Raw genomic sequence first — 21,616 nt, 5'->3', positions numbered from 1 at the left:
TATGATGACCCCAGAACAAAAATTTGCCCGTTGGGTAAGGGTGAGTATTGCCGCTTTCCTGGTCATATTCGCCTGGTTTATCGTTGCCGATATCTGGATCCCGCTGACGCCGGACTCCACGGTGATGCGCGTGGTAACGCCGGTTTCCTCACGCGTATCCGGCTACGTCTCGCAGGTGCATGTACACAATAACAGTCCGGTGAAGAAGGGCGATTTGCTGTACGAACTGGATCCGACGCCGTTTATCAATAAGGTCGAGGCCGCGCAAATCGCCCTTGAGCAGGCGAAGCTGAGCAACCAACAGCTGGATGCGCAGATCGCTTCTGCGCGCGCCAACCTGCGCACCGCGCAATTCAACGCCCGGAACGACAAGACCACCTTTGACCGCTATCAGCGCCTGAGCGCCATGCAGAACGTGTCGCAAGCCGATCTCGACAAGGTGCGCACCACCTGGCAAACCAGCGAGCAGTCGGTGTCGGCGCTTAATGCCAGTATTCAGAACCTGCTGCTCCAACGCGGCGAGCGCGATGAAAACCGCAACGTGACGTTGCAAAAATACCGTAATGCGCTGGAAGAGGCGCAACTGAACCTCGGCTGGAGCAAAGTCTATGCACAGACCGACGGCACGGTGAGCAACCTCCAGCTTAGCCCCGGACTTTACGCCACTGCCGCCACGCCATTGCTGGCGTTGGTCAGCCACCAGACCGACATTGTGGCTGACTTTCGCGAGAAAAGCCTGCGCCACACCCGGGTGGATACCGATGCCGCCGTGGTGTTCGACGCCATGCCGGGCAAAGTTTTCTCTGCCCGCGTCACCAGCTGCGATGCTGGCATTTTGGCAGGACAGGAGCTGGTTAATGGCCAGCTGTCGCAACCGGAACAGTCCACCCGCTGGGTGCGCGATGCCCAGCGTATGCGTATTCACGTCGCGCTGAACGAACCGCTCGACACGCCGTTGCCGACCGGGGCGCGCGCCACGGTACAGCTGTACAACAGCGAGGGGATGTTCGCCCGCACTTTTGCCGGGGCGCAGATCCACCTTGTCAGCTGGCTGCACTATGTCTATTAACACCCTGGCCCACGTTTTTACGCCGCACGGGAATATTGTCTACACCGCCAATGATTTTCGCCAGACCCTGCGTATTGCCGTTGCCGGAACGATAGCGCTGAGTATCTCGACCTTCTACAACGTGCAATACGGCGTGTTCTTTGTGGTTTATCCGCTGATGCTGCTGTCGCTGGTGCCGGTATTCAACCGTCATGTGGCAAAACAGTTTGTGTTCAGCGCGGCGGTGAACTGCGTCGAAATGGTGCTGATTGTCGGCTATCTCTCACAGTGGCCGCTGATTATAACGCTGGTGGTATTTGGCCTGTACGTGATGCGTTTTCGTTTGATGAGCAAAGGACCGCTGTTTCTGTTCGGCTCAATGGGCGTGGTGTGCCAGAGCACGATGCTCAATTTTATGAGCTATCCCACCACCAACTGGCATACGCTGATGTTCTCCAATATGGAAGCCTGCGTCATGGCGGTGGCGCTGAGCGCGCTGCTGCATTATCTGATCCCAGATGCGGATCCCCGCCATCCGCCGCCGCGTATTGAGAAAGATGCCGCCCGGGTTCGCCACGAGTCGCTGCTTTCCGGTTCGGTGGCGACAATGATTTTTGTGGTCTTTCAGGTTTGTGACCTGAGCGATTCGCTGTCGGCGCTGATGGCGGGCATTTTGATCCTGTTTCCGATGCATTATCGCGGCGCGGTGTTGAGTTCTGTCTGGCGCGTGGTCGGCGTGGTACTGGCTTGTCTGTACATTCTGCTGGTGCAGCTGCTTATTTATGATTTCAGCAACCATATGCTGCTGATGATGCCGCTGATTGGCCTCGGGCTGGCGTTCAGCGCCCGCCTGCACGTAATGGAAAAAGTCGGCGCGGGCGTGGGTTTTGCCAGTATCACCACCATCGGCATTATGTTTGGCCAGAACCTGCACCCGGATCAGGATCTGGTGTTCAGCGATCTCTACCGCATCACCTCCGTTACCGTCGCGCTGGTAGCTACGCTCACCATGGTATTTCTGGTGCACCGGATATTGAACTGCTTTGCGGCGACACGATTTGTGATCACCGAGTGAGTGGAAGGTGAGTGCCGGATGGCGGCTGCGCCTTATCCGGCCTACGGGAAGCAGAATTTCCAGGCCCGGTAAGTGTAGCGCCACCGGACATCTGCGAGGTTATTTCTGCTGCGGTTCTCCGCTAAAATAACCGCGGCTGTCAAATTAGTGGAACACCTGCGGCATCAGGCCGGGATGCCAAACCGGTTACCACCAGTGAACGGTGGGTTGTAACGCAGCAGGGAGTGTTGAAATAGGATTCACCCCTCTCCGTTGTAGGGAGAGGGGAATGTTTACGGATTCCTGGCGTGGCTCCGTTAGAAAGCCTTCGCGCTATTTTCGTAGGTGTTGAGAAGATGGTCGCGCAAGCTCCCTGTTCCGTGCATTGTCACCAAAAGATTCTGGCGCGCGCGGGTAAATCCGACATACAGACGCTTGATGTCGTCACTCAGATCTTCCTCATCCCTTTCCTTTGCGGCATCCATAATAGCCACTGAGTGAAATTCAAGCCCCTTACTGCTTGGTAAAGGCATTACACAAAGGAAATCATTTTGCGGCGACCAGTGCTTTTTGTCATCGCTGGTCACAATCATTTGGTAGGGGATGCTACGCGCCGCGAGACGTGGCCCCAGCATCCCCGAAATGCTGTATGTTGAAGGGCACAGTATGGCGATCTCTGACCATGCAATACCTTGTTGTCGCTGCTTTGTCACCCAATCGAGCACGTGAGTAATCTCCTCGTCCTGATTATCAAAGCTGGCCAGTGCCGGATAAGTGCCGGACAAGCCTCCGGCATCGGGTTGCTGGTACTTGAGCGCCTCTTCAATGTGATTATTGAGATAATTAAAGGCAATGTTGCTGGCAAAATGGAGTATTTGCCGGGTATTACGATAGTTGGTATTCAGGATCGTAGTACGGCCGAGGGCCTTAATATTGACACTAGAGAGTGTGAAGTCGAGGGCTTTCTTTTTCTGGTAGATAGACTGGGCGTCATCGTAGAGGAAAAGAAGGGAGTTATCTTTGTTGTCTGGCATACGTGCGAGTATTCTCAGCCACTCCGGTTTGAAATCGTGTCCCTCGTCTATTAGGACTGCGCTGTATTGCTCCGGTTTTATAATCCCCTCTTCAAATGCCACCGTCAGCGCATTTTCCATCAGCTCAATAAAGTTTTTGCTTTTCGGCGGAAGACAATGATGTGCATTTAGCTGTTGATAACACCAGGCATGAAAATGGATGACTTCGACGGGAAGTCTTAAAGTGTGCTGCTCAAGCTGTGATTTGAGTTTTTTGGCCAGCGTGATGTTGTAGCAAATCACCAGGATCGGCTTGGTGTTTTCAATATTGTTGGCAAGCTCAATACAACGGTGGTGCAAAATGAGCGTTTTACCGGATCCTGCCACGCCATGAATAACGCGGTGCCCTGCACCCATGCTTCTGGCGAGTTGTTCCTGGTTCCTGTCCATCATGCAAACCACATCGGGGGTGTGGAACGTAAAATTGTCCAGATCAACATGCGTAACGGATGCGTTAATGCGTACATCGGGATATAGATGCCATCGGATACGGTCGAGTTGCTGTGGTGTTGTATGATGAGTGAAGTTATGTCTGAGAAGGGATTCGAGCCGGGCAGAGATTTGTTCCCTGGTCATAAACTCGCTGAGCTCGTCTTTGCAAATAACCTGACTGGCTGGGAATAGTTCATTTATCGCTTCGGGTGGAAAACTCTTTTCTAGCTGTGCTCGGGTGATATTGCTTAAATAAACACCAAATCCATACGGCATAATAAAGCTGCCTTCATAATCTCCTTGTTGCTGACGGAGCAGCGGATCTTTTTTTAGGCTATCGATAGTGTGAAAGGTATATTGACGAACCTGTTCGAGTGGATTCTTGAACGGTTGAATGCCGTCTTTAGTTTCATAATGAATATGTAATTTGTTGGCGGATTTAATTTTTGTAATAAACCAGTCTTTCACTTCTATAAATAACAAACCTTTTTCGGGGGTTAGAATTACAAAATCCGGATGCTCTTGCTTGTCTCCCATTCGGGTGTCATACCAGCAGGTACACTGTTCGCTGAGTCCCCCCTCAAGAAGTCTTGCCAGTCTTTTTTCGCCGGCAGTAATTTTCTCGCTACAACTGCTTATTGTGGGAATAATGATTGCCATGTTACACCTACCAATTCATGAAAATTATATAAATATGTTAAATTAATATTCTGAGGGATATTAATAAAAACATGAATTCATCATGGTTAATGACATTAACAGACAATATTACAAACAGAAAGCGTGATGCGAGATATTTGCTTCAGAGATATTTGCTCCCTTTCACAAATAAAAGGGAGCGGCTGTTTACTTCTTCAACCCCGCAAACGCTGCTCGGATCTCGTCTTCCGGCAGGTTAATGCCGATAAACACCAGCAGGCTGTGCGGTTGTTCGTCGCCCCACGGGCGGTCCCAGTCGGCGCTGTACAGGCGCTGGACGCCCTGGAACAGCAGGCGGTTCGGTTCGCCTTCAATCCACAGCATGCCTTTATAGCGCAGCAGCTTCTCGGCGGATTCCAGCAGCAGGTTTTCCATCACCCTGGACACGTCGCTGATATTGACCGGGTAATCCAGCTCGACGACGATCGAGGAGATATCGTTTTGCTTGTCGGCGATAAAGTGGAAGCGCGGTTTGGCGCTGACCACGTTTTCTTCCAGCATAAAACCGTTGGTGTCGAACAGCAGCGAGAGATCGATATCGCCATGCGTGACGGTATACACCGGGGCGCGGGCGTTGATGCGCGCCAGGCGCTCACGCAGTTTTTCGCTTTCACCGGCTACGTCGGTTTTGGTCAGCAGAATACGGTCGGCATAGCCTACCTGCGACTGGGCGATGGTGAACTGGTTCATCTGTTCGTCGGCATGCACCGCGTCAACCAGCGCAATTACGCCGTCCAGCAGGTAGCGTTCGCAAATTACTTCATGGGAGAAAAAGGTCTGAATAATCGGGCCAGGATCGGCCATGCCGGTGCATTCGATCACCAGACGATCAAAATTGATGGCGCCTTTGTCGAGGTTGTCGAGCAGATCGAGCAGCGCGTCTTCCAGCTCACTGGAGCGGGTACAGCAGATGCAGCCGTTGGTCAGGGTTTTGATCTGCGTGGCACGGTCGCCAATCAGCTGATCGTCTACCGAGACTTCGCCGAATTCGTTTTCGATAACGGCAATCTTGAAACCGTGCTGCTCGTTGAGAATATGGCGCAGCAGGGTGGTTTTTCCCGCGCCAAGAAAACCGGTGAGTAGGGTAACTGCAATCGGGGTCATTCACTTCTCCTTCTAACAGCAACTGCTTCCGCCGCTACCGTAGCGGGCTTCCTGGCGCTCGCGGAAGAATTCTTCGTAGGTCATGTACGGCTTATCGGGATGGTTGGTCTTCATGTGCTCGACGTAGTTGTCGTAGTCCGGAATGCCAATCAGCATCTTCGCCGCCTGACCGAGATATTTTTTTGCCTGACCTAAAGTACCAAACATTCTGCCGTCCTGTTAATGAATAAAGCCGGATGGCGGCTTGCGCCTTATCCGGCCTACATACTGCACATTTTGTAGGCCGGATAAGCGCAGCGTCATCCGGCAATTACGGCTTAATGATGTGAAGAGGTTTTCACGCCACCTTCTGGCACCGGTACATACGGTGTCTCTTTATCAGAGCGACCGTTGATGGTGCGGGCTTTCTGCCAGGTACGGAACCCGTAGAAAATGATGCTGTACACCACCACCAGGAACAGAATACTTAAGCCTGCGTTGGTGTAGTTGTTGATGACAATATGGTTCATATTGGCAATCTGCTGTGCGGTCAGTTCGCCGCCGTTAGCAATCTTCTCTTTGTACTGATTCGCCATGAAGAAGAAGCCTTCCATCTGCTGGTTGGTGCTGAACAGTTTCAGACCCAGCGCCCAGGTGGTACAGATCAGCAGCCATACTGCCGGAATCACGGTCACCCAGATGTATTTGGTACGCTGCATTTTAACCAGTACCACGGTGCCCAGAACCAGCGCCACAGCCGCCAGCATCTGGTTAGAGATACCGAACAGCGGCCACAGGCTCTTCACGCCGCCCAGCGGGTCAACCACGCCTTGATACAGCAGGTAGCCCCACAGGCCTACGCAGCCCGCAGTACCGACGACACCGGCAACCAGGGAGTCGGTTTTCTTCAGGAACGGGACGAAGTTACCCAGTAAATCCTGCAGCATAAAGCGGCCAGAACGGGTACCCGCATCCAGTGCGGTCAGGATGAACAGTGCTTCGAACAGAATACCGAAGTGGTACCAGAAGCCCATGTCCGCCATCGGCAGGACTTTGTGGAACACGTGGGCGATACCGACAGCCAGCGTTGGTGCGCCACCTGCGCGGTTCAGAACGGACGGTTCACCGATGTCTTTCGCGGTTTGCAGGATCTGCTCAGGCGAAATCACGAAGCCCCAGGAACTGACGGTTGCCGCCGCGTGTGCGGTGACGTCTTTCAGTTGCGCCATAATCAGCGGCGCGTTCTCTCCACCCATTTCATGCAGGTTCGGCATGGTGATGCCAAGGCCCGCAGGCGGGGTGTTCATTGCGAAGTACAGACCCGGTTCGATGATGGACGCAGCAACCAGCGCCATAATCGCCACGAAGGATTCCATCAGCATCGCGCCATAACCAATGAAACGCGCGTCGGTTTCACAGGCCAGCAGCTTCGGTGTAGTACCGGAGGCGATCAGCGCGTGGAAGCCAGATACCGCACCACAGGCGATGGTAATGAACAGGAACGGGAACAGAGCGCCTTTCCACAGCGGGCCAGTACCATCAACGTACTGGGTCATCGCCGGCATTTTCAGTTCCGGGTTGAGGATAACAATCCCCACCGCCAGACCAACGATAACGCCGATTTTCAGGAAGGTCGCCAGATAGTCGCGCGGGGCGAGGATCAGCCATACCGGCAGCAGCGCAGAGATAAACGCGTAACCGATCAGGGTGAAGGTAATGGTGGTGTCTTTAAAGGTCAGCGCCGGGCCCCAGTACGGGTCGTGCGCAATCACGCCACCGAAGTAGATAGAAGCAACCAGCAGCACAATACCAATCACCGACACTTCGCCCACGCGTCCTGGGCGCAGGAATCGCATGTAGATCCCCATGAACAGCGCGATAGGTACGGTTGAGCAGACGGTGAACACACCCCATGGGCTTTCAGCCAGTGCTTTCACCACGATCAGTGCCAGCACCGCGAGGATAATGATCATGATTAAGAAGCAGCCGAACAGCGCAATGGTTCCCGGCACCGGGCCCATCTCTTCTTTGATCATCTCACCCAGAGATGCGCCGTTACGGCGAGAAGAGATAAACAGCACCATGAAGTCCTGCACCGCACCGGCCAGCACCACGCCGGCCAGCAGCCACAGCGTGCCGGGCAGGTAGCCCATCTGCGCAGCCAGTACTGGCCCAACCAGCGGACCTGCACCGGCGATAGCAGCAAAGTGGTGACCAAACAATACGTTACGGTTGGTTGGGACGTAGTTCAGACCATCATTGTTGATGACCGCTGGCGTGGCACGCGTTGGGTCAAGTTTCATCACCTTTTGAGCGATGTAGAGACTGTAGTAACGATAGGCCACCAGATAAACGGAGACAGAGGCGACCACGATCCACAGGGCGCTGATGTGTTCACCCCGACGTAATGCCACTACCGAGAGGCAGAATGCACCGATGATTCCGAGAATGACCCAGGGTATGTGCTTGAATATCTTTTTCGTATCCATAGTAAAACCTAATAATTGGCCGAGGCCGCTGGGGGGTTGATTGTGTGTTTGAGGAGATAAGTTGACTGCTATGTTGGGAGGATCTTGCCAGAGAGTTACGCGCGTAAAGTAAGGTAAATAAGTGAGTGGTTGTATGTCAGCTTAAGCGGTTCCAAGTGTCAGTGAGCGGTTCCAGGTGCCGGTGAGTGGGGATAATTATGTGATTGAGATCACTGATAAACGCCTTTAGATCCTTGGTTGATTGCGGGGATCGACGAATCGTCGATGCTGAGATCGATTCAGTTAGCACGAATTCCATAAAGTTTTCCCTTTCCAGGCCGAAAATTCTGACATCTGTCTAGCGGAAAGAGAAAACATGTTAAAACGAATGAAGATTGTTACCAGCTTACTGCTGGTATTGGCGCTATTTGGCGTTTTACAACTGGCCTCGGGCGGGTTGTTCTTTAACTCACTGAAGAATGACAAAGAGAACTTTACCGTTCTGCAAACCATTCGCCAGCAACAGTCTGCGCTGAATGGAACCTGGGTTGAACTGCTGCAAACGCGTAATACCCTTAACCGGGCGGGTATTCGTTACATGATGGATCAGAGCAATATCGGCAGCGGCGCGACCGTTGCTGAGCTGATGCAGGTAGCGAGCAATGCGCTGAAACTGACGGAAAAAAACTGGGCGATTTACGAGTCGCTGCCACGCGATCCGCGTCAAAGCGAAGCCGCATTCCAGGAGATCAACCGCACCTATGACATCTACCACGGCGCGCTGGCGGAACTGATCCAGTTGCTGGGTGACGGGAAGATCAACGCGTTCTTTGATCAACCGACTCAAAGCTATCAGGATGGTTTTGAGAAAGCCTATGTCAACTACATGCAGCAAAACGATCGCCTGTATGACATCGCGGTGGCCGATAACAACAGTTCTTACAGCCAGGCGATGTGGGTGCTGGTGATTGTGCTGATTACCGTACTGGCAGCGATTATTGCGGTCTGGTTTGGTATCAAACTGACCCTTATCTCTCCAATGAACCGTCTGATTGACAGCATTCGTCATATCGCCAGCGGCGATCTGGTGAAGCGTATTGAGGTGGAAGGTTCCAACGAGATTGGGCAACTGGCAGAAAGCCTGCGTCACATGCAGGGTGAACTGATGAACACCGTGGGTGATGTGCGTAATGGTGCTAACGCTATCTATAGCGGTGCCAGCGAGATTGCGATGGGCAATAACGATCTCTCCTCGCGTACCGAACAGCAAGCGGCCTCTCTGGAAGAAACCGCGGCCAGCATGGAACAGCTGACGGCGACCGTGAAGCAGAACGCCGAAAACGCCCGTCAGGCCAGCCATCTGGCGCTGAGTGCCTCAGAAACGGCGCAGAAAGGCGGAAAAGTGGTGGATAATGTGGTGCAAACCATGCGTGATATCGCTTCCAGTTCGCAGAAAATTGCCGATATTATCAGCGTGATCGACGGCATTGCCTTCCAGACTAACATTCTGGCGCTCAACGCCGCGGTAGAAGCCGCGCGTGCGGGTGAACAGGGTCGTGGTTTTGCGGTGGTGGCGGGTGAAGTTCGTAACCTGGCCCAGCGTAGTGCGCAGGCCGCGCGCGAGATCAAGAGCCTGATTGAAGACTCGGTCAGCCGCGTGGACGTCGGTTCAACGCTGGTTGAAAGCGCCGGTGAAACCATGGATGAGATCGTCAATGCGGTGACCCGCGTGACCGATATTATGGGTGAAATCGCCTCCGCTTCTGACGAGCAGAGCCGCGGGATCGACCAGGTGGGTCTGGCAGTCGCCGAGATGGATCGCGTGACGCAGCAGAACGCCTCGCTGGTGGAAGAATCCGCTGCTGCCGCTGCGGCGTTGGAAGAACAGGCCAGCCGTCTGACTCAGGCTGTTGCGGTGTTCCGTATTCAGCATGAGCAACAACGTGCTCGTGATGTTGCGACCGCAAAACCCGCTTCAGCAACCGTACAACCACGTAAAGCCGCGGCAACGGATGCCGGTGATAACTGGGAAACGTTCTAAGCCTGTGCTGCCGGATGGCGCTGTCGCTTATCTGGCCTACGGGAATGTTACGTAGGTCAGATAAGGCATCACCGACATCGGGCAATCAACGTAACATCAGGCGCATGGCGCAGCGTGACTCATACGCCAGCCCGTGCGCCGCTTCTTCTTCTCTTTTCTGGCGCAGTGGTGTAGAAAGCGCCTCATCAGTCAGCATCTCAAACCCCAGACCGGCATAGAAGGGCGCGTTCCATGGCACATCGCGAAAGGTGGTCAGCGTGAGTGATGCATACCCTTTTTCCCGCGCCTGTTCAGCGACGTAGCGAATCAACCCCCGACCAATCCCTTTCCCCTGCCAGTCCAGATGCAGAGAAACTTCAGCAATAAACAGCGATGATGCAATCGGTTCTGCCAGCAAAAAGCCAACGGGCGAGTTATCTGCCAGTGCCAGCCAGCTCATCTCGCTGTCAACATAGTGCTGATGTTGGGAGAGCGTAACGGTGTGACCATCGGCGAGCCATGCCAGCGAAGGAATGTGCAGGAAGCGCTGACCTGCGGAGCGTTCGATGCCCGGCAGGATAGGGGTATTGACCTGGGTTGTGGAGCGGAAAGTGATTTTCATGGAGGCAGTATAGCGGGGTTTCACGCAGGTCCGGTAATGTACGATTACCGGACCCTTACAGAGCATCACTCCTGACGTGGGTCGCTGATTGGCTGACGAACCAGGAAGATATAGGCGAGTGCGCCTACCATGGTGACGCAACCGCAGATGATCAGCGCCAGGCGGAAAGAGTTGGTGGTATCAACAATAAATCCGGTGACGATCGGCGCGAATGATGCGCAGATAAAACTGGCAAAGTTCTGAATACTGCCCACAGAGGCGGTCATACGTGAAGCCACTGCAACGTGGATCAGACCCCAGCAGGACGTTCCGGCGAAGTGGATGCAGAACAGCGCCATACCGATCAGGAGTACCGCAGCCATTGATGTTGTTGCCTGTGGCACGACAAACGTGAAGGCTGCAGAGCAGAACATCCCGGCGATAATACAAATTTTACGGCTCTTAATCGGCGCCATACCGCGTTTCACCAACCCGTCGGTGACAAAACCGTTGATCAGCATGCCTGCTGCGCCAAACAGGAACGGGATGGCGGCCATTAATCCGGTGCTTTTTAAATCCAGGTTGTAGGAGGTTTGCAGGTAGCCCGGCAGCCAGGCCAGATATAACCATGCGGTGTAGTTGATGCCGCTAAAGCCCAGCATCATGCCCCACATGGTACGGTTGCGGAACAGGCTGCGCCATTCGGCAAAGCTCAAAGGATCGCGACGCGCATTGACACTGCCGGCGTTCAGATACGCCTGTTCGGTAGCGCTCAGCGCAATCTGTTCGCGGTTGCGGTACAGCATATACCAGCCGATAGCGAGGAAAATACCCAGCACGCCGATAGTAATAAACATCCAGCGCCAGCCCATGACCAGCATCATGGCAGCCAGGATCGGCGGGCTAATGGCCACACCGATGGTGGACGCTGCGTTGAATAACCCCATCGGGCGGCCGCGCTCTTTGATGTTAAACCAGTCGTTGATGACCTTTACGCCACAAGGGTTCATTGGCGCTTCGCCGATCCCCATCCCGATACGTACCAGTACAAACTGGGTGAAGCTGTGCACCATGCCAGACATCGCCTGGAACAGCGACCAGAAGAACATCCCCAGTCCCAGCATGATGCGCGGACCTTTACGATCCAGCAGCGGGCCGCAGGGAAGTTGTGCAATACCGTAAGCGAGAGAAAAAACCGACAGCAGTACGCCGATTTGTGTGGCGCTGAGTCCCAGTTCTTCGCGAATGGTTAAGTTAGCGACCGACAGTGAACTGCGGTCGAGGTAATTAATCACCGCAGCCAAAAATAATAAAATCATTGCTGTGGTCTGAATGCGCTTTATTCGACTACTGCGTTGCACCATGCCTTCTGGCGGAACATTAATATCCGCAGATGACGAGGTGCCAAACGAAGAACTCGGGTCGAGGGTAATATTATTTTTTTCCACGCCGGACTCCTGAACCTCAATAATTTATTTTTACACAGCGGCAGGCTGTGCTGTATTGAAAAAGTACCGGTGATAAATCAACTTTTTTCATCACCGCTCACGAAAGTTTTTAATGCAGTCGACTTAGCGTGAGCATAGGCAAGAGGTATTTTTCCGGCGTTTTTATTTTTATAAAATCGTGCTCCCGGTAATGGTTTGCTGTTTTTAATCTGTTCTTAATAAACATTATGGCGACGTTGGGTGATGGAGCGAATCATCGATTGTTTGGCTGAATTCAAATGGTTACACAGCGCCAGGGTGGCATCCAGGTCACTGCGGCAAATCAGCGCGCTGAGGATGGTCATATGTTCATCAATAGCAATGATGTTGCGCTGCTTAAGGTCGCTTTCATCCCATTGATAGTGGAAGTGGAAAATTACAGAAATAATCTCAAGTGATTGATTAAAAAATATATTATCGGCTGCGGAAAGCAGTAAAGCATGAAATTCACGGTCCAGCTGCGAAAACATGCGAAAGCTACTGCCGATGCTGTCACGCAGTATCCGGTGGCGCTCCAGCAGCGTTTTGGCCTGCAGCCAGCGAGGATCATCGTCAGGCAGGTTGAGGAAATGCTGCAGAGAGTGAGTCTCCAGCATTTCTCGTAGTTCGAACAACTGCTCGGCGTAGGCCTGATCGAACTGCTTCATGCTCCACTGACCGCGCTTTTCATTTTTAATCAGATTGTAACGCTCGAATTTTAAAAGATATTCCCGTACCACGACCGGGCTGACGCCCGCAGCTCTGGCCAGTTGCAGTTCAGAGAAGCTTTCACCCGCACGCAGCTGGCGCTGGTTAATCATGGTGAAAAAGGCTTGCTCAAAAATTCGATTTTGCTCAGCCATGGACGCCGTGGTACACGAAAAACCATCATCATGGTTTGGTTTGCGTACGATAACGTAGTGACTACCGACCTGCGTCAGTACGCCGCATTCACCTAAGTGGCTCAGCATATGGCGCACGGTGGTGCGGCTGATGTTGTACATTTCTGCCAGCGCGCTTTGCGAAGGCAGCGGGGAAGGGATATGACCCCGCGCCATATCATCAATTATCTGGTTAATCACATTGTGGCGTAAGTTCTGCGAACGGCTCATGGCTTCTCCTTTTTGCCTATTAAAACCCGATTTAAAACATTTTTATGCGTTGAGATTCACAGATTATGTTTCCGCTTTCTCCAGCGTTTTTATTTTCGTTGATATCTGAGGCAACAAAAAAACAGGAGAGCAGAATCATGTCTACGATGAATACGTTGATTTGCCAGGAACCTAAAAAATTAGTCTGGAAAGAACGCGAAATACCTATTCCGGGTGAGGGAGAAGCATTAATTAAAATTAAATCCGTAGGGATTTGTGGAACTGATATCCATGCCTGGGGCGGCAATCAACCTTTTTTCAGCTATCCACGTGTGCTAGGCCATGAAATATGTGGTGAAATTGTCGGGCTGGGGAAAAATATACAAGACCTGAAAAATGGTCAGCAGGTAGCCGTTATTCCTTACGTGGCCTGCCTACAGTGTCCGGCGTGCCAGAGCGGACGTACTAACTGCTGCGAGAAGATTTCGGTGATTGGTGTGCACCAGGATGGTGGCTTTAGCGAGTACTTATCCGTTCCGGTGACGAATCTACTGGATGCACAGGGGATTGACCCGCATGCCGCGGCATTGATCGAACCTTATGCCATCAGCGCCCATGCGGTGCGTCGGGCGGCGGTGGTACCTGGCGAGCATGTTCTTGTTGTCGGTGCCGGCCCGATTGGGCTCGGTGCCGCGGCGATAGCCAAAGCGGACGGTGCACAGGTGGTTGTCGCGGATACCAGCCTGGCACGCAGAGAGCATGTGGTTTCCCGATTAGGGCTCCCGGTTATCGATCCGTCCGCTGAAGATTTTGACGCGCAACTGCGTGACCAGTTTGGCGGTTCGCTGGCGCAAAAAGTCATTGATGCTACGGGGAATCAGCACGCGATGAACAACACGGTGAATTTGATTCGCCACGGCGGCAGCATCGTTTTTGTCGGGCTGTTCAAAGGTGATTTACAGTTCTCCGATCCGGAGTTCCACAAGAAAGAAACCACCATGATGGGCAGTCGCAACGCCACGCCGGAAGATTTTGCCAAAGTCGGGCGTCTGATGTCGGAAGGCAAACTGACGGCTGACATGATGCTCACGCACCGCTATGCGTTTGACACTCTGGCAGAAATATACGAGCGGGATGTGATTAACAACCGTGAACTGATTAAAGGCGTGATCACGTTCTGAGAGGGTAATGCGATGAACACATTGAATCGACTTGATTTTCCGGGGGCCAGCTACCCAACGCGCGTGATCCAGTTTGGAGAAGGTAACTTTCTGCGGGCGTTTGTCGACTGGCAACTGGATATCCTCAACGAGCATACCGATCTGAACGCGGGCGTGACCATCGTTCGGCCAATTAATACCGATTTTCCGCCGTCGCTGAATACCCAGGACGGGCTGTATACCACGCTGATTCGTGGCCTGAACGAACAAGGTGATGCCGTGAGCGAAGCGCGGCTGATCCGCTCGGTCAATAACGAGATCAATCCGTATCAGGACTTCGCCGCGTATCTGGCGCTGGCGCACAATGCGGATATCCGTTTTGTATTTTCGAATACCACCGAAGCCGGAATAAGCTATCACCCGGCAGACTGCGTGGATGATACGCCACCGGTGAGCTTTCCGGCCAAACTGACGCGCCTGCTGCTCGAACGCTTTAATCACTTTGAGGGCGCGGCAGATAAGGGCTGGGTGATTATCCCGTGCGAGCTTATCGACTATAACGGTGAGGCGCTTAAAGCTCTGGTGTTGCAATATGCGCAGGCCTGGCAGCTTCCTCCGGCGTTTGCCGATTGGGTGGAAACAGCCAATACCTTCTGTTCCACGCTGGTCGACCGCATTGTGACCGGCTACCCACGTGAGGAAGCCGCTACGCTGGAGGAAACGCTGGGCTATCACGATGCGTTTCTCGATACTGCGGAGCATTTTTATCTGTTTGTGATTCAGGGGCCGCAGTGGCTGGCAGAGGAACTGAAGTTAACGCAGTGCCCGCTGAACATCCGCGTGGTGAGCGATATCAAGCCATACAAAGAGCGCAAGGTGGCCATTCTTAACGGCGCACATACGGCGCTGGTGCCGGTGGCCTGGCTGTGCGGGCTGGAAACCGTCGGCGAGGCGATGCAGGATGCCGATGTCCGCCACTTTGTCGAGCGGGCGATTGGCGAGGAAATTATCCCGGTGCTGGATCTTCCGGCTGATGAGCTACGTGAATTTGCTGGCGCCGTGAGCGGGCGTTTTCAGAATCCCTACATTCGTCACCAGTTGCTTTCCATTGCGCTTAACGGGATGACCAAATTCCGCACCCGAATTTTGCCGCAACTGCTGGCGGGTGAGCAAAATGGGCGCTGGCCCGTACGGTTAACGTTTGCCCTTGCTGCATTGTTGGCATTTTATCGCGGGGAACGCGCGGGCGAACGCTACCCACTACAGGATGATGAGCAGTGGATAAGCCTGTATGCCAGTCTGTGGCCGCGAGTCGGCAGCGATCTGACGCTGCGTGAACTGGTGGACACTGCGCTCGGCGATGCGGCGCACTGGGGAGACGATTTGACGTTGCTGCCCGGGCTTGCCGGGCAGGTAACGGCCAACCTGGAGATGATTCTGGTGCAGGGTATGCGTCAGGCGGTGAAAAGTCTGGAATAAGGTTGCCATGCAGCGCCCGGTGTGGTGTTGGGCGCTGTTTTTTTTATCCCTGAGCAGCCACTACTTTGATTTCAACCATCCCGATCCCCAGCTTACGCGGCGAGTGGCCGAGAATATTGCCCTCGTTGGTGGCAACCGGATCGGGTGGGACAATCACCAGCGTATCGGCGTCCGTCGGATTATCAAAATGCAAGGTGGTGGTGGTGACATCATGGCCTAACACCAGCATCTGTTCCTCGTTGCCAACGCGCACGGGAATAGGGCGATTTGCGTTGTCGCCGAAGGCTTTCGCGGTGATGACCAGATCGAATTTCTTCGGCAGCGGGGCCTTGTATTCGATGGTTACCTCTTTGCTGAGCTGCGCATTGGACCAGCGTCCCCAGGATTCAGGGCGTGAAATTCCGCTAAACTGTTTCACCTCTTCCGGTGCGCCCGCCACGTTGAAGACGAAGCTGTCGGCTTTGTAGCGAATGTTGTTATCGACAATTTTCAGCGAATCGATGTTTCCTTTGTAGCGCTCCATGTCGATCACCGTGTCTTTAAATACGGTTTTACTTTTCCAGTTGGCTTTATCGACAAGCTGCACGATCTGCTGCCCGCCCAGTTGCCCCTGTGAAACGCACCAGTCGGTAGAAAGCGCCAACTCCGGCGCCCACAGCTGCGCCATTTTGTAACAGCGGTCTATCCAGACAAAGTTGTCACGCGGGGCAAAATCAGCCAGCTGGAAGCGCAGCGGGGCTGAATATTCACTTTCCGGCAGCGGTTCGACGCGTTGATCCGACACTCGGAGCAGCAGCGGCAGACGGAAATGGCTGCCGGAGAAAGCGATCATCTCTTTGTCCCGATCGATGGTGAATGCTTTCATCTCTTTCGGGAAATTCCATAAACGGATGATGTTGGGCTTCCACGCCAGCATTTTCTCTTTTATGTTCAGGAACACTTCCGATACGGATTCGCTGGACAAGCTGCTGCGTCCAAGGCCGATAAAGTTATCGCCGCCCAGAATATCCAGTACAGTAGCACCGTTATCCATGGTATTACGTTTCACCGCCAGCGTCTCCTGCTGGGGCTGATCGCCGCGTAGTACGAAGAACAGGTTGTTACGATCTTGCTTGTTGAGATACTTCCATGCGGTGTTGTTCATTGCCAGATGATCGGAAGAGACGACGATCACGGTATCTTTAAACCACGGTGAGGCTTTAATTTTATGAATAAACTCGGCGATATTTTCCTGGCTGCAGCTGACCGCGCTGAACGACTGGTTGGTTTTACCGTCAATATCATAACGCTTACGGTTACAACTGCGTGAGATGAAACCGTCCGGGTGGTGAGTATCCACGGTCAGGGTAAACAGTGAAAAACGCTGCCCTGAACGTGACAGTTCTTCGAATTTTTTCCATGCTTCATCCAGTACGGTGTCATCATAAAAGCCCCAGTCGTTGCGATAAGCAGGGTCTGCAACGACGCCCTTTAACTCTTCAGCGCCGTACAGATAATCAAATCCGTGAGATTTCAGGAATACATCTTTCCCGGCAAAGCGCAGGTTGGCACCCTGCACAAAATAGTTCTGATAACCGGAGTTCTTCAGGATATCGCCCAGACAGATGTTGTTGGGGAAGAAGCTGGAAACCGATGCTGAGGCGTTGCCTTCAAATGGCGCAAACAGCGGAATGCCACACTGTGAGGCGACCATGCCGGCGATGGTGTAATCTGTACCCGGCAGCTGCATGGTGTTGCTGAAATCCAGACCTTCGTTTTGCAACGCGCCGAGTTCCGGGGTCAGATCCGGGAAGGCGTCGTTGTTAAAATAAGTACGCTCCAGACTTTCACCGTAGATATAAACCAGATTCAGCTTCGGATTGGGGATCGTTTTTGATGGCTCTTTGTAATAGGCCGCAAAATCGGGATCGCCATCGCGTGACTGGGATTTGACCAGCTCAGTTATCTGGTGGAACGCCGGGCTGGCATCAACGGAAGCCAGCGCCAGCAGCAGGGCCAGTAGACTGTAACCGACATGATGCGGATGATGGCGACGGCGACGCAGTATCCAACCCAGCGTGACAAAAACGGTCGTCAGCGCCAGAGCTATCCCGACGCCTGGCAGAACATATTTGCCAAGACCCGCGCCGGTCAGGCTGTTGGTCAGCGTGTAGAGCACCGCGTCGTTGATGCCATCGCCGGTGAAATAGTCGCTGGCATACAGCGTGATGTTTAAGACAATAAAGATCCCCAGCACCGTTAACGTGGCGGCGAACCACCAGGTGTTGCGACCCGCTTTCCAGGCATAAATCAGTACCGAAGCGAGAAACAGAGTAATGGAGAGCAATTCTGACAACGGTCTATCCTCAGTAACACCGGGCAATTGCCTGGCAGGCTAATCATTTCTGGACAGTACAATGTAATAGCGTTGTTATATTGCTGCAATTGTAGTGACATTTAATTACGTTGTTATTCAGAATTGGTTTAGATATACGGGGTTTTGCGGGCAATTACTCCGCATTTGGTAGGTAAATATCTTCGTGGGATTGATTGCTGCCGCGCCGATGGTGAAATGGTCGGGCGCGGCATTTGTTGCATCAGGAAATGAAGTTTATTCCCTGTTTTAATACCAGATCGCAGGCCTTGGTTTTGACCTTCTCGGCCAGCGGGGTGCTGCCAATGTTGCTCAGGTTAAGCTGCTGACCATCTTTGGTATTGAGCATTCCCTGAATACCATCCAGATAGTTGGTATCTTTTTTCTGTTCAGCCGTGCTCAGACCCAGTTTATCCAGCACCTGGTTTTTGACGTTTTGCGCGTCAGTGACCGAAGCCAGTTTCTGTTTTGCACAGTATTCCAGAATCCCTGCTGCGTTATTCATGCTGCTGGACGTCAGAGACTGATTGCTGCCGTTCAGCAGGCTGGTCAGGGAAGAAATTGAGGCGCTGCCCTGCGAGGTGGAACTTTGTTTGCTCAGTTCGCTGGCCGCGCTGGAGAGCGAATCTTGCCAGGACGCGGCAAATACGCTGGTGGAGATGAGCGTGCTGGCGACAACCGCGCAGCACAGCAGACGTTTGGTAGTTTTCATCATTATGTGTAACTCGTGTTATGCATTTTCAGCGCAGTATAGCGCTGGCTGCCTTAGGAGTGTTCCCAATACGCTAATACTCTTTGCCGGTGATCCGACTCCGGTAGCTTTCCCAGTTAAAGATCACCCACAGACTGTTGCCCAGACGCATACGGTCCATCACCCGCTCGCCGAGCAGTTTGTTCATTTCATCCATATTGCTGTTCGTTAACATGCCGGTTGGACGTTTAGACGACGATCGACGATCGACGATCTGGTTGATGATCACTTTCTCGTAGCGGGATTCTGTTTGCATGCCGATCTCGTCGATCACCAGAAGATCCACATTGCTGAGATCGTTGAGCAGTTGCTCTTCACTGGTCTCACGATTGCTGAATGTCTCTTTCATCGCCGACATGATATCGGCCACGGTAATAATCAATACCGACTTGCCGCGCAGTAGCAGTTCGTTGCAGATGGCGGCGGCAAGATGGTTTTTACCTGTGCCGGGTTTGCCAGAGAAGATAAAACTGGCGATGTTGCCGTCAAACTCTTCAACATACTGGCGGGCTTTGCTCAGGGCGTTCATCTGACCTTCGCACTCGACGCGATAGTTCTCGAACGAGCAGTTCTGGTGTAGTGGACGGATACCGGAACGGTTGAAGGTTCTTTGCATTTTCATGGCCCGATTTTCACGCGCCAATGCAGCGGCACGAATTTCACCTTGCTCCTTTTGCCACGCCAGCAGCTCCTCGCTTGTTTTGAAGGCTGGCTCAACATTGGGCGGCATCATTTTTTGCAAACGTTTCATCAGGTCGCCAACGTTTTTCATCGTTATCCCCTAAAACCTGGTGGAATATGGCTGTCAGGTTCGCTGACACTGTTAACATCGCGCTTGGGCATCCCGCCATTGCTGGCCCGGCCTATTTGTATGCTGCGTGCCAGTTTTTGCTGCCACTGGATATGGTGAAAGACTTTGCCTTCGGCTTGCCAGTAGGCAACAAATGAAGCCAGTTCTTCAGCGGTGACGGGCTCTCTTAGCGCCACTCCCCATAACGCCGCCTGACGCTGGAAGTCAGCATCTGGCTGCCAGTCAGCGTACATCGCAAATTTACCCATTGGCACGGCAACCGGTGCCGCTTGCGGCTCTTCATAGAATTGGGCATCTAAGGTTACATCGCTTCCCGGGCGTGACAGCTTCTCTTCAAGCGCCAGCAACTCTGCCAGCCGTGCTGGGGTTACTGCGTAAAAAGCAGGCGCATTATTGGCAAAAACAGCCACTGCGCCAGCCGTCGACTTCGCCAGCACCGCGTTGTGATCGTGTAATAAGGCGTCAATACTGATGACGTCCGGAGTCAAAATTTTGCAGGACATAATGTTTCTCAATACTGAACAACAACCGAGAAGGGACTGCTTTTATAGTAACACAGAGAAAGAGGAGAGCAGCAGATGAGGGAAGGTTCCCCCATCTGCGAAGGGGTAAACAGGTTCACTCGTTACACGCGCGGACGTTTGCGATACAGCCATAATCCTGGCACGGAAAGCCCAATTGAGAGTGCGCCCACAATCGATGATGCTTTCAGGAAGTTGGTCAGCAGGGTGATCATCAGCGCTTCGCTATAGCCGAAATGACCGATCTTTACGGCGGATATCATGGCAGTGTAGGCGGAGATCCCAGGAAACATAGGGATCACTGCCGCAACGGTGAAGACTTTCGGGTGTGCCAGATACCAGCGCGACCACTGGATCCCAATGCAGCCGACCAGCAGCGAGGCCATAAAGGTGGACCATTCGATGTTGAGTCCAGCGGTCATCATAACCATTCGGGAACCGTGTCCCAGGGCACCCAACAACGCACACCAGGGAAGCGCCCGATGTGGCACATTAAAAACCATGGCAAATCCTACTGCCGGAATGGCAGAAAGGAGCATGTCCTGTATGAGTGCAAAAATAAAATCGATTACGCCCATCCGCGAAGCCCCCATAAGGTCATAGACATCACCACGCCAATGCAGGTTGCCAGCGTAAGCAGACTGGCAATCGCCCAGCGAGCGAGGCCGGTGTTAATGTGCCCTTTAAACATATCCGCAACCGAATTGATTAACGGAAAACCGGGGACCAATAACAGCACGCTGGCGGCCATGGCTACGGTAGGCGTGTGATTAAACGTCGGTAGCGTAAGCAGCAGGCCGGATATGGTGGTCGCGACAAAAGCGGTAATACAAAAGTTGATTTGTGGATGCAAATGCCGGGACGCCAGAATCTGGCGGATATACATGGCGATCATGCTGGCGAAAAAGGTGATCATCGCGCCATCCCAGCCGCCGTTATTGAGTTTACAAAAGCAGGCGCAGGACAATCCTACCATGAAAGCAACCAGCCATCTGGGATAGCGCAGCGGTTTGATTTGGTTAAACCGTTTCTCTACCCCTTTTTCATCCAGCAGATTATGCTCTGCCAAAATAACGATGTGTTGCACTTCCGTCACAACATGCATGTTGATGCCACGATCCTGATTTTTTCGGGTCGATGTCAGGCATTGTCCGTCTTTGATCGTCGTCAGGACGATGGCATTGGATGATATGGCACTTTCTACACTGTCCATCCCAAGCGCCAGACCCAGGCGGGTGGCGAGTTCATCGACCAACGCGCTTTCTGCGCCATGTTGCAGTAAAAAAAGTCCGCATTGTATACATAACCGTGTAACCGTTCTTTGTGACGACTGCTCTGTTTGCATAGCTCGCTCTGACTAAAAGATGCTCTCTTAATGAATAATATCTTCTTTTTATCATGAAGCGTGAGTCCGTTGGCTCTGGCTAAGATCAATCTTTGTGTTGAAAAAAGAAACAGGTCACTTGGTGGTTGTAGGAAATCGTATCGTGGGAGCCCCTCTTGAAT

General features: G+C 52.9%; 18 protein-coding genes. 5 read left to right on the top strand and 13 right to left on the bottom strand.

The genetic code is table 11. From position 1 onward, the window contains the following. Position 1 precedes the first annotated feature (1 nt). Positions 2-1,069, top strand: coding sequence for an HlyD family secretion protein (locus tag IB196_RS19250; RefSeq protein ID WP_155021498.1), 1,068 nt, complete (start codon positions 2-4; stop codon positions 1,067-1,069). Beyond that, on the top strand, positions 1,059-2,123 hold the full coding sequence (locus IB196_RS19245; RefSeq protein WP_149691166.1) for a DUF2955 domain-containing protein: 1,065 nt from the start codon (positions 1,059-1,061) through the stop codon (positions 2,121-2,123). Before IB196_RS19250 ends, IB196_RS19245 begins: the two co-directional genes overlap by 11 nt. Before the next feature lie 296 nt (positions 2,124-2,419). On the opposite strand, the gene IB196_RS19240 is transcribed toward IB196_RS19245, so the two are convergent. The 4 genes from IB196_RS19240 to btsT all read right to left on the bottom strand — a co-directional run bounded on the left by IB196_RS19240 (position 2,420) and on the right by btsT (position 7,878). Next, entirely contained in the window at positions 2,420-4,267 is a 1,848-nt protein-coding gene (locus IB196_RS19240) for an NERD domain-containing protein/DEAD/DEAH box helicase (RefSeq protein WP_005134107.1), read from the bottom strand. A gap of 186 nt (positions 4,268-4,453) precedes the next feature. Continuing rightward, positions 4,454-5,410, bottom strand: coding sequence for a GTPase (yjiA, locus tag IB196_RS19235; RefSeq protein ID WP_040230234.1), 957 nt, complete (start codon positions 5,408-5,410; stop codon positions 4,454-4,456). A 12-nt stretch (positions 5,411-5,422) separates the two neighbouring features. Next, positions 5,423-5,617 (bottom strand): YbdD/YjiX family protein, encoded by a 195-nt coding sequence (locus IB196_RS19230; protein ID WP_003830038.1) that lies wholly within the window; start codon positions 5,615-5,617, stop codon positions 5,423-5,425. Positions 5,618-5,727: 110 nt separating this feature from the next. Next, a complete protein-coding gene (gene btsT, locus IB196_RS19225) occupies positions 5,728-7,878 on the bottom strand; it encodes a pyruvate/proton symporter BtsT (protein WP_188232425.1) in 2,151 nt (716 codons plus the stop codon). 355 nt (positions 7,879-8,233) lie between these two features. Here btsT and tsr point away from each other — a divergent pair, with 355 nt between their 5' ends. Beyond that, positions 8,234-9,898 (top strand): methyl-accepting chemotaxis protein, encoded by a 1,665-nt coding sequence (gene tsr / locus IB196_RS19220; RefSeq protein ID WP_005134628.1) that lies wholly within the window; start codon positions 8,234-8,236, stop codon positions 9,896-9,898. An 85-nt stretch (positions 9,899-9,983) separates the two neighbouring features. Here the strand turns inward: tsr and IB196_RS19215 are convergent, their stop codons facing one another. The 3 genes from IB196_RS19215 to IB196_RS19205 all read right to left on the bottom strand — a co-directional run bounded on the left by IB196_RS19215 (position 9,984) and on the right by IB196_RS19205 (position 13,056). After that, positions 9,984-10,499: a GNAT family N-acetyltransferase gene (locus tag IB196_RS19215; RefSeq protein ID WP_188232472.1), complete on the bottom strand. Its 516-nt coding sequence runs from the start codon at positions 10,497-10,499 to the stop codon at positions 9,984-9,986. A gap of 65 nt (positions 10,500-10,564) precedes the next feature. After that, on the bottom strand, positions 10,565-11,926 hold the full coding sequence (locus IB196_RS19210) for an MFS transporter (RefSeq protein WP_040230231.1): 1,362 nt from the start codon (positions 11,924-11,926) through the stop codon (positions 10,565-10,567). A 215-nt stretch (positions 11,927-12,141) separates the two neighbouring features. After that, the gene (locus IB196_RS19205) at positions 12,142-13,056 is read right to left on the bottom strand and encodes a GntR family transcriptional regulator (RefSeq protein WP_005134644.1); all 915 of its coding nucleotides are present in this window, start codon (positions 13,054-13,056) and stop codon (positions 12,142-12,144) included. Positions 13,057-13,193: 137 nt separating this feature from the next. Between IB196_RS19205 and IB196_RS19200 the strand changes: the two genes are divergently transcribed. Together IB196_RS19200 and IB196_RS19195 are read left to right on the top strand one after the other, a co-directional pair. After that, positions 13,194-14,216 (top strand): zinc-binding alcohol dehydrogenase family protein, encoded by a 1,023-nt coding sequence (locus tag IB196_RS19200; RefSeq protein WP_188232426.1) that lies wholly within the window; start codon positions 13,194-13,196, stop codon positions 14,214-14,216. Positions 14,217-14,228: 12 nt separating this feature from the next. Beyond that, on the top strand, positions 14,229-15,674 hold the full coding sequence (locus IB196_RS19195; protein WP_040230230.1) for a tagaturonate reductase: 1,446 nt from the start codon (positions 14,229-14,231) through the stop codon (positions 15,672-15,674). Between the two features lie 43 nt (positions 15,675-15,717). On the opposite strand, the gene opgB is transcribed toward IB196_RS19195, so the two are convergent. The 6 genes from opgB to IB196_RS19165 all read right to left on the bottom strand — a co-directional run bounded on the left by opgB (position 15,718) and on the right by IB196_RS19165 (position 21,455). Next, positions 15,718-18,009, bottom strand: a complete 2,292-nt coding sequence (opgB, locus tag IB196_RS19190; RefSeq protein ID WP_188232427.1) for a phosphatidylglycerol--membrane-oligosaccharide glycerophosphotransferase — start codon at positions 18,007-18,009, stop codon at positions 15,718-15,720. 241 nt (positions 18,010-18,250) lie between these two features. After that, positions 18,251-18,742 carry a DUF2501 domain-containing protein gene (locus IB196_RS19185; RefSeq protein ID WP_040230228.1) on the bottom strand — a complete coding sequence of 164 codons (492 nt, stop codon included), beginning with the start codon at positions 18,740-18,742 and terminating at the stop codon, positions 18,251-18,253. Between the two features lie 70 nt (positions 18,743-18,812). After that, positions 18,813-19,550, bottom strand: coding sequence for a DNA replication protein DnaC (gene dnaC, locus IB196_RS19180; RefSeq protein WP_188232428.1), 738 nt, complete (start codon positions 19,548-19,550; stop codon positions 18,813-18,815). Positions 19,551-19,552: 2 nt separating this feature from the next. Beyond that, positions 19,553-20,092: a primosomal protein DnaT gene (gene dnaT, locus IB196_RS19175; protein ID WP_188232429.1), complete on the bottom strand. Its 540-nt coding sequence runs from the start codon at positions 20,090-20,092 to the stop codon at positions 19,553-19,555. Positions 20,093-20,214: 122 nt separating this feature from the next. Next, positions 20,215-20,688, bottom strand: coding sequence for a threonine/serine exporter (locus IB196_RS19170; protein ID WP_040230225.1), 474 nt, complete (start codon positions 20,686-20,688; stop codon positions 20,215-20,217). Next, the gene (locus IB196_RS19165) at positions 20,679-21,455 is read right to left on the bottom strand and encodes a threonine/serine exporter ThrE family protein (RefSeq protein ID WP_040230223.1); all 777 of its coding nucleotides are present in this window, start codon (positions 21,453-21,455) and stop codon (positions 20,679-20,681) included. Before IB196_RS19165 ends, IB196_RS19170 begins: the two co-directional genes overlap by 10 nt. Between the last annotated feature and the right edge of the window lie 161 nt (positions 21,456-21,616).

This window comes from Citrobacter sp. C6_1, from assembly GCF_014596835.2.
GTDB classification, from domain to species: domain Bacteria; phylum Pseudomonadota; class Gammaproteobacteria; order Enterobacterales; family Enterobacteriaceae; genus Citrobacter; species Citrobacter pasteurii.
The sequence above is the reverse complement of the archived record's forward strand: the minus strand, read 5'-3'. Positions and strand labels throughout refer to the sequence as shown.

Bases quoted from the DNA above. Each gene is read 5' to 3' on its own strand.
- IB196_RS19230 (WP_003830038.1), bottom strand. From the start codon at position 5,617: ATGTTTGGTACTTTAGGTCAGGCAAAAAAATATCTCGGTCAGGCGGCG.
- IB196_RS19205 (WP_005134644.1), bottom strand. From the start codon at position 13,056: ATGAGCCGTTCGCAGAACTTACGCCACAATGTGATTAACCAGATAATT.
- tsr (WP_005134628.1), top strand. From the start codon at position 8,234: ATGTTAAAACGAATGAAGATTGTTACCAGCTTACTGCTGGTATTGGCG.
- IB196_RS19240 (WP_005134107.1), bottom strand. From the start codon at position 4,267: ATGGCAATCATTATTCCCACAATAAGCAGTTGTAGCGAGAAAATTACT.
- dnaT (WP_188232429.1), bottom strand. From the start codon at position 20,092: ATGTCCTGCAAAATTTTGACTCCGGACGTCATCAGTATTGACGCCTTA.
- IB196_RS19170 (WP_040230225.1), bottom strand. From the start codon at position 20,688: ATGGGCGTAATCGATTTTATTTTTGCACTCATACAGGACATGCTCCTT.
- IB196_RS19165 (WP_040230223.1), bottom strand. From the start codon at position 21,455: ATGCAAACAGAGCAGTCGTCACAAAGAACGGTTACACGGTTATGTATA.
- btsT (WP_188232425.1), bottom strand. From the start codon at position 7,878: ATGGATACGAAAAAGATATTCAAGCACATACCCTGGGTCATTCTCGGA.
- yjiA (WP_040230234.1), bottom strand. From the start codon at position 5,410: ATGACCCCGATTGCAGTTACCCTACTCACCGGTTTTCTTGGCGCGGGA.
- IB196_RS19195 (WP_040230230.1), top strand. From the start codon at position 14,229: ATGAACACATTGAATCGACTTGATTTTCCGGGGGCCAGCTACCCAACG.
- IB196_RS19185 (WP_040230228.1), bottom strand. From the start codon at position 18,742: ATGATGAAAACTACCAAACGTCTGCTGTGCTGCGCGGTTGTCGCCAGC.
- IB196_RS19250 (WP_155021498.1), top strand. From the start codon at position 2: ATGATGACCCCAGAACAAAAATTTGCCCGTTGGGTAAGGGTGAGTATT.
- IB196_RS19215 (WP_188232472.1), bottom strand. From the start codon at position 10,499: ATGAAAATCACTTTCCGCTCCACAACCCAGGTCAATACCCCTATCCTG.
- IB196_RS19200 (WP_188232426.1), top strand. From the start codon at position 13,194: ATGTCTACGATGAATACGTTGATTTGCCAGGAACCTAAAAAATTAGTC.
- IB196_RS19245 (WP_149691166.1), top strand. From the start codon at position 1,059: ATGTCTATTAACACCCTGGCCCACGTTTTTACGCCGCACGGGAATATT.
- dnaC (WP_188232428.1), bottom strand. From the start codon at position 19,550: ATGAAAAACGTTGGCGACCTGATGAAACGTTTGCAAAAAATGATGCCG.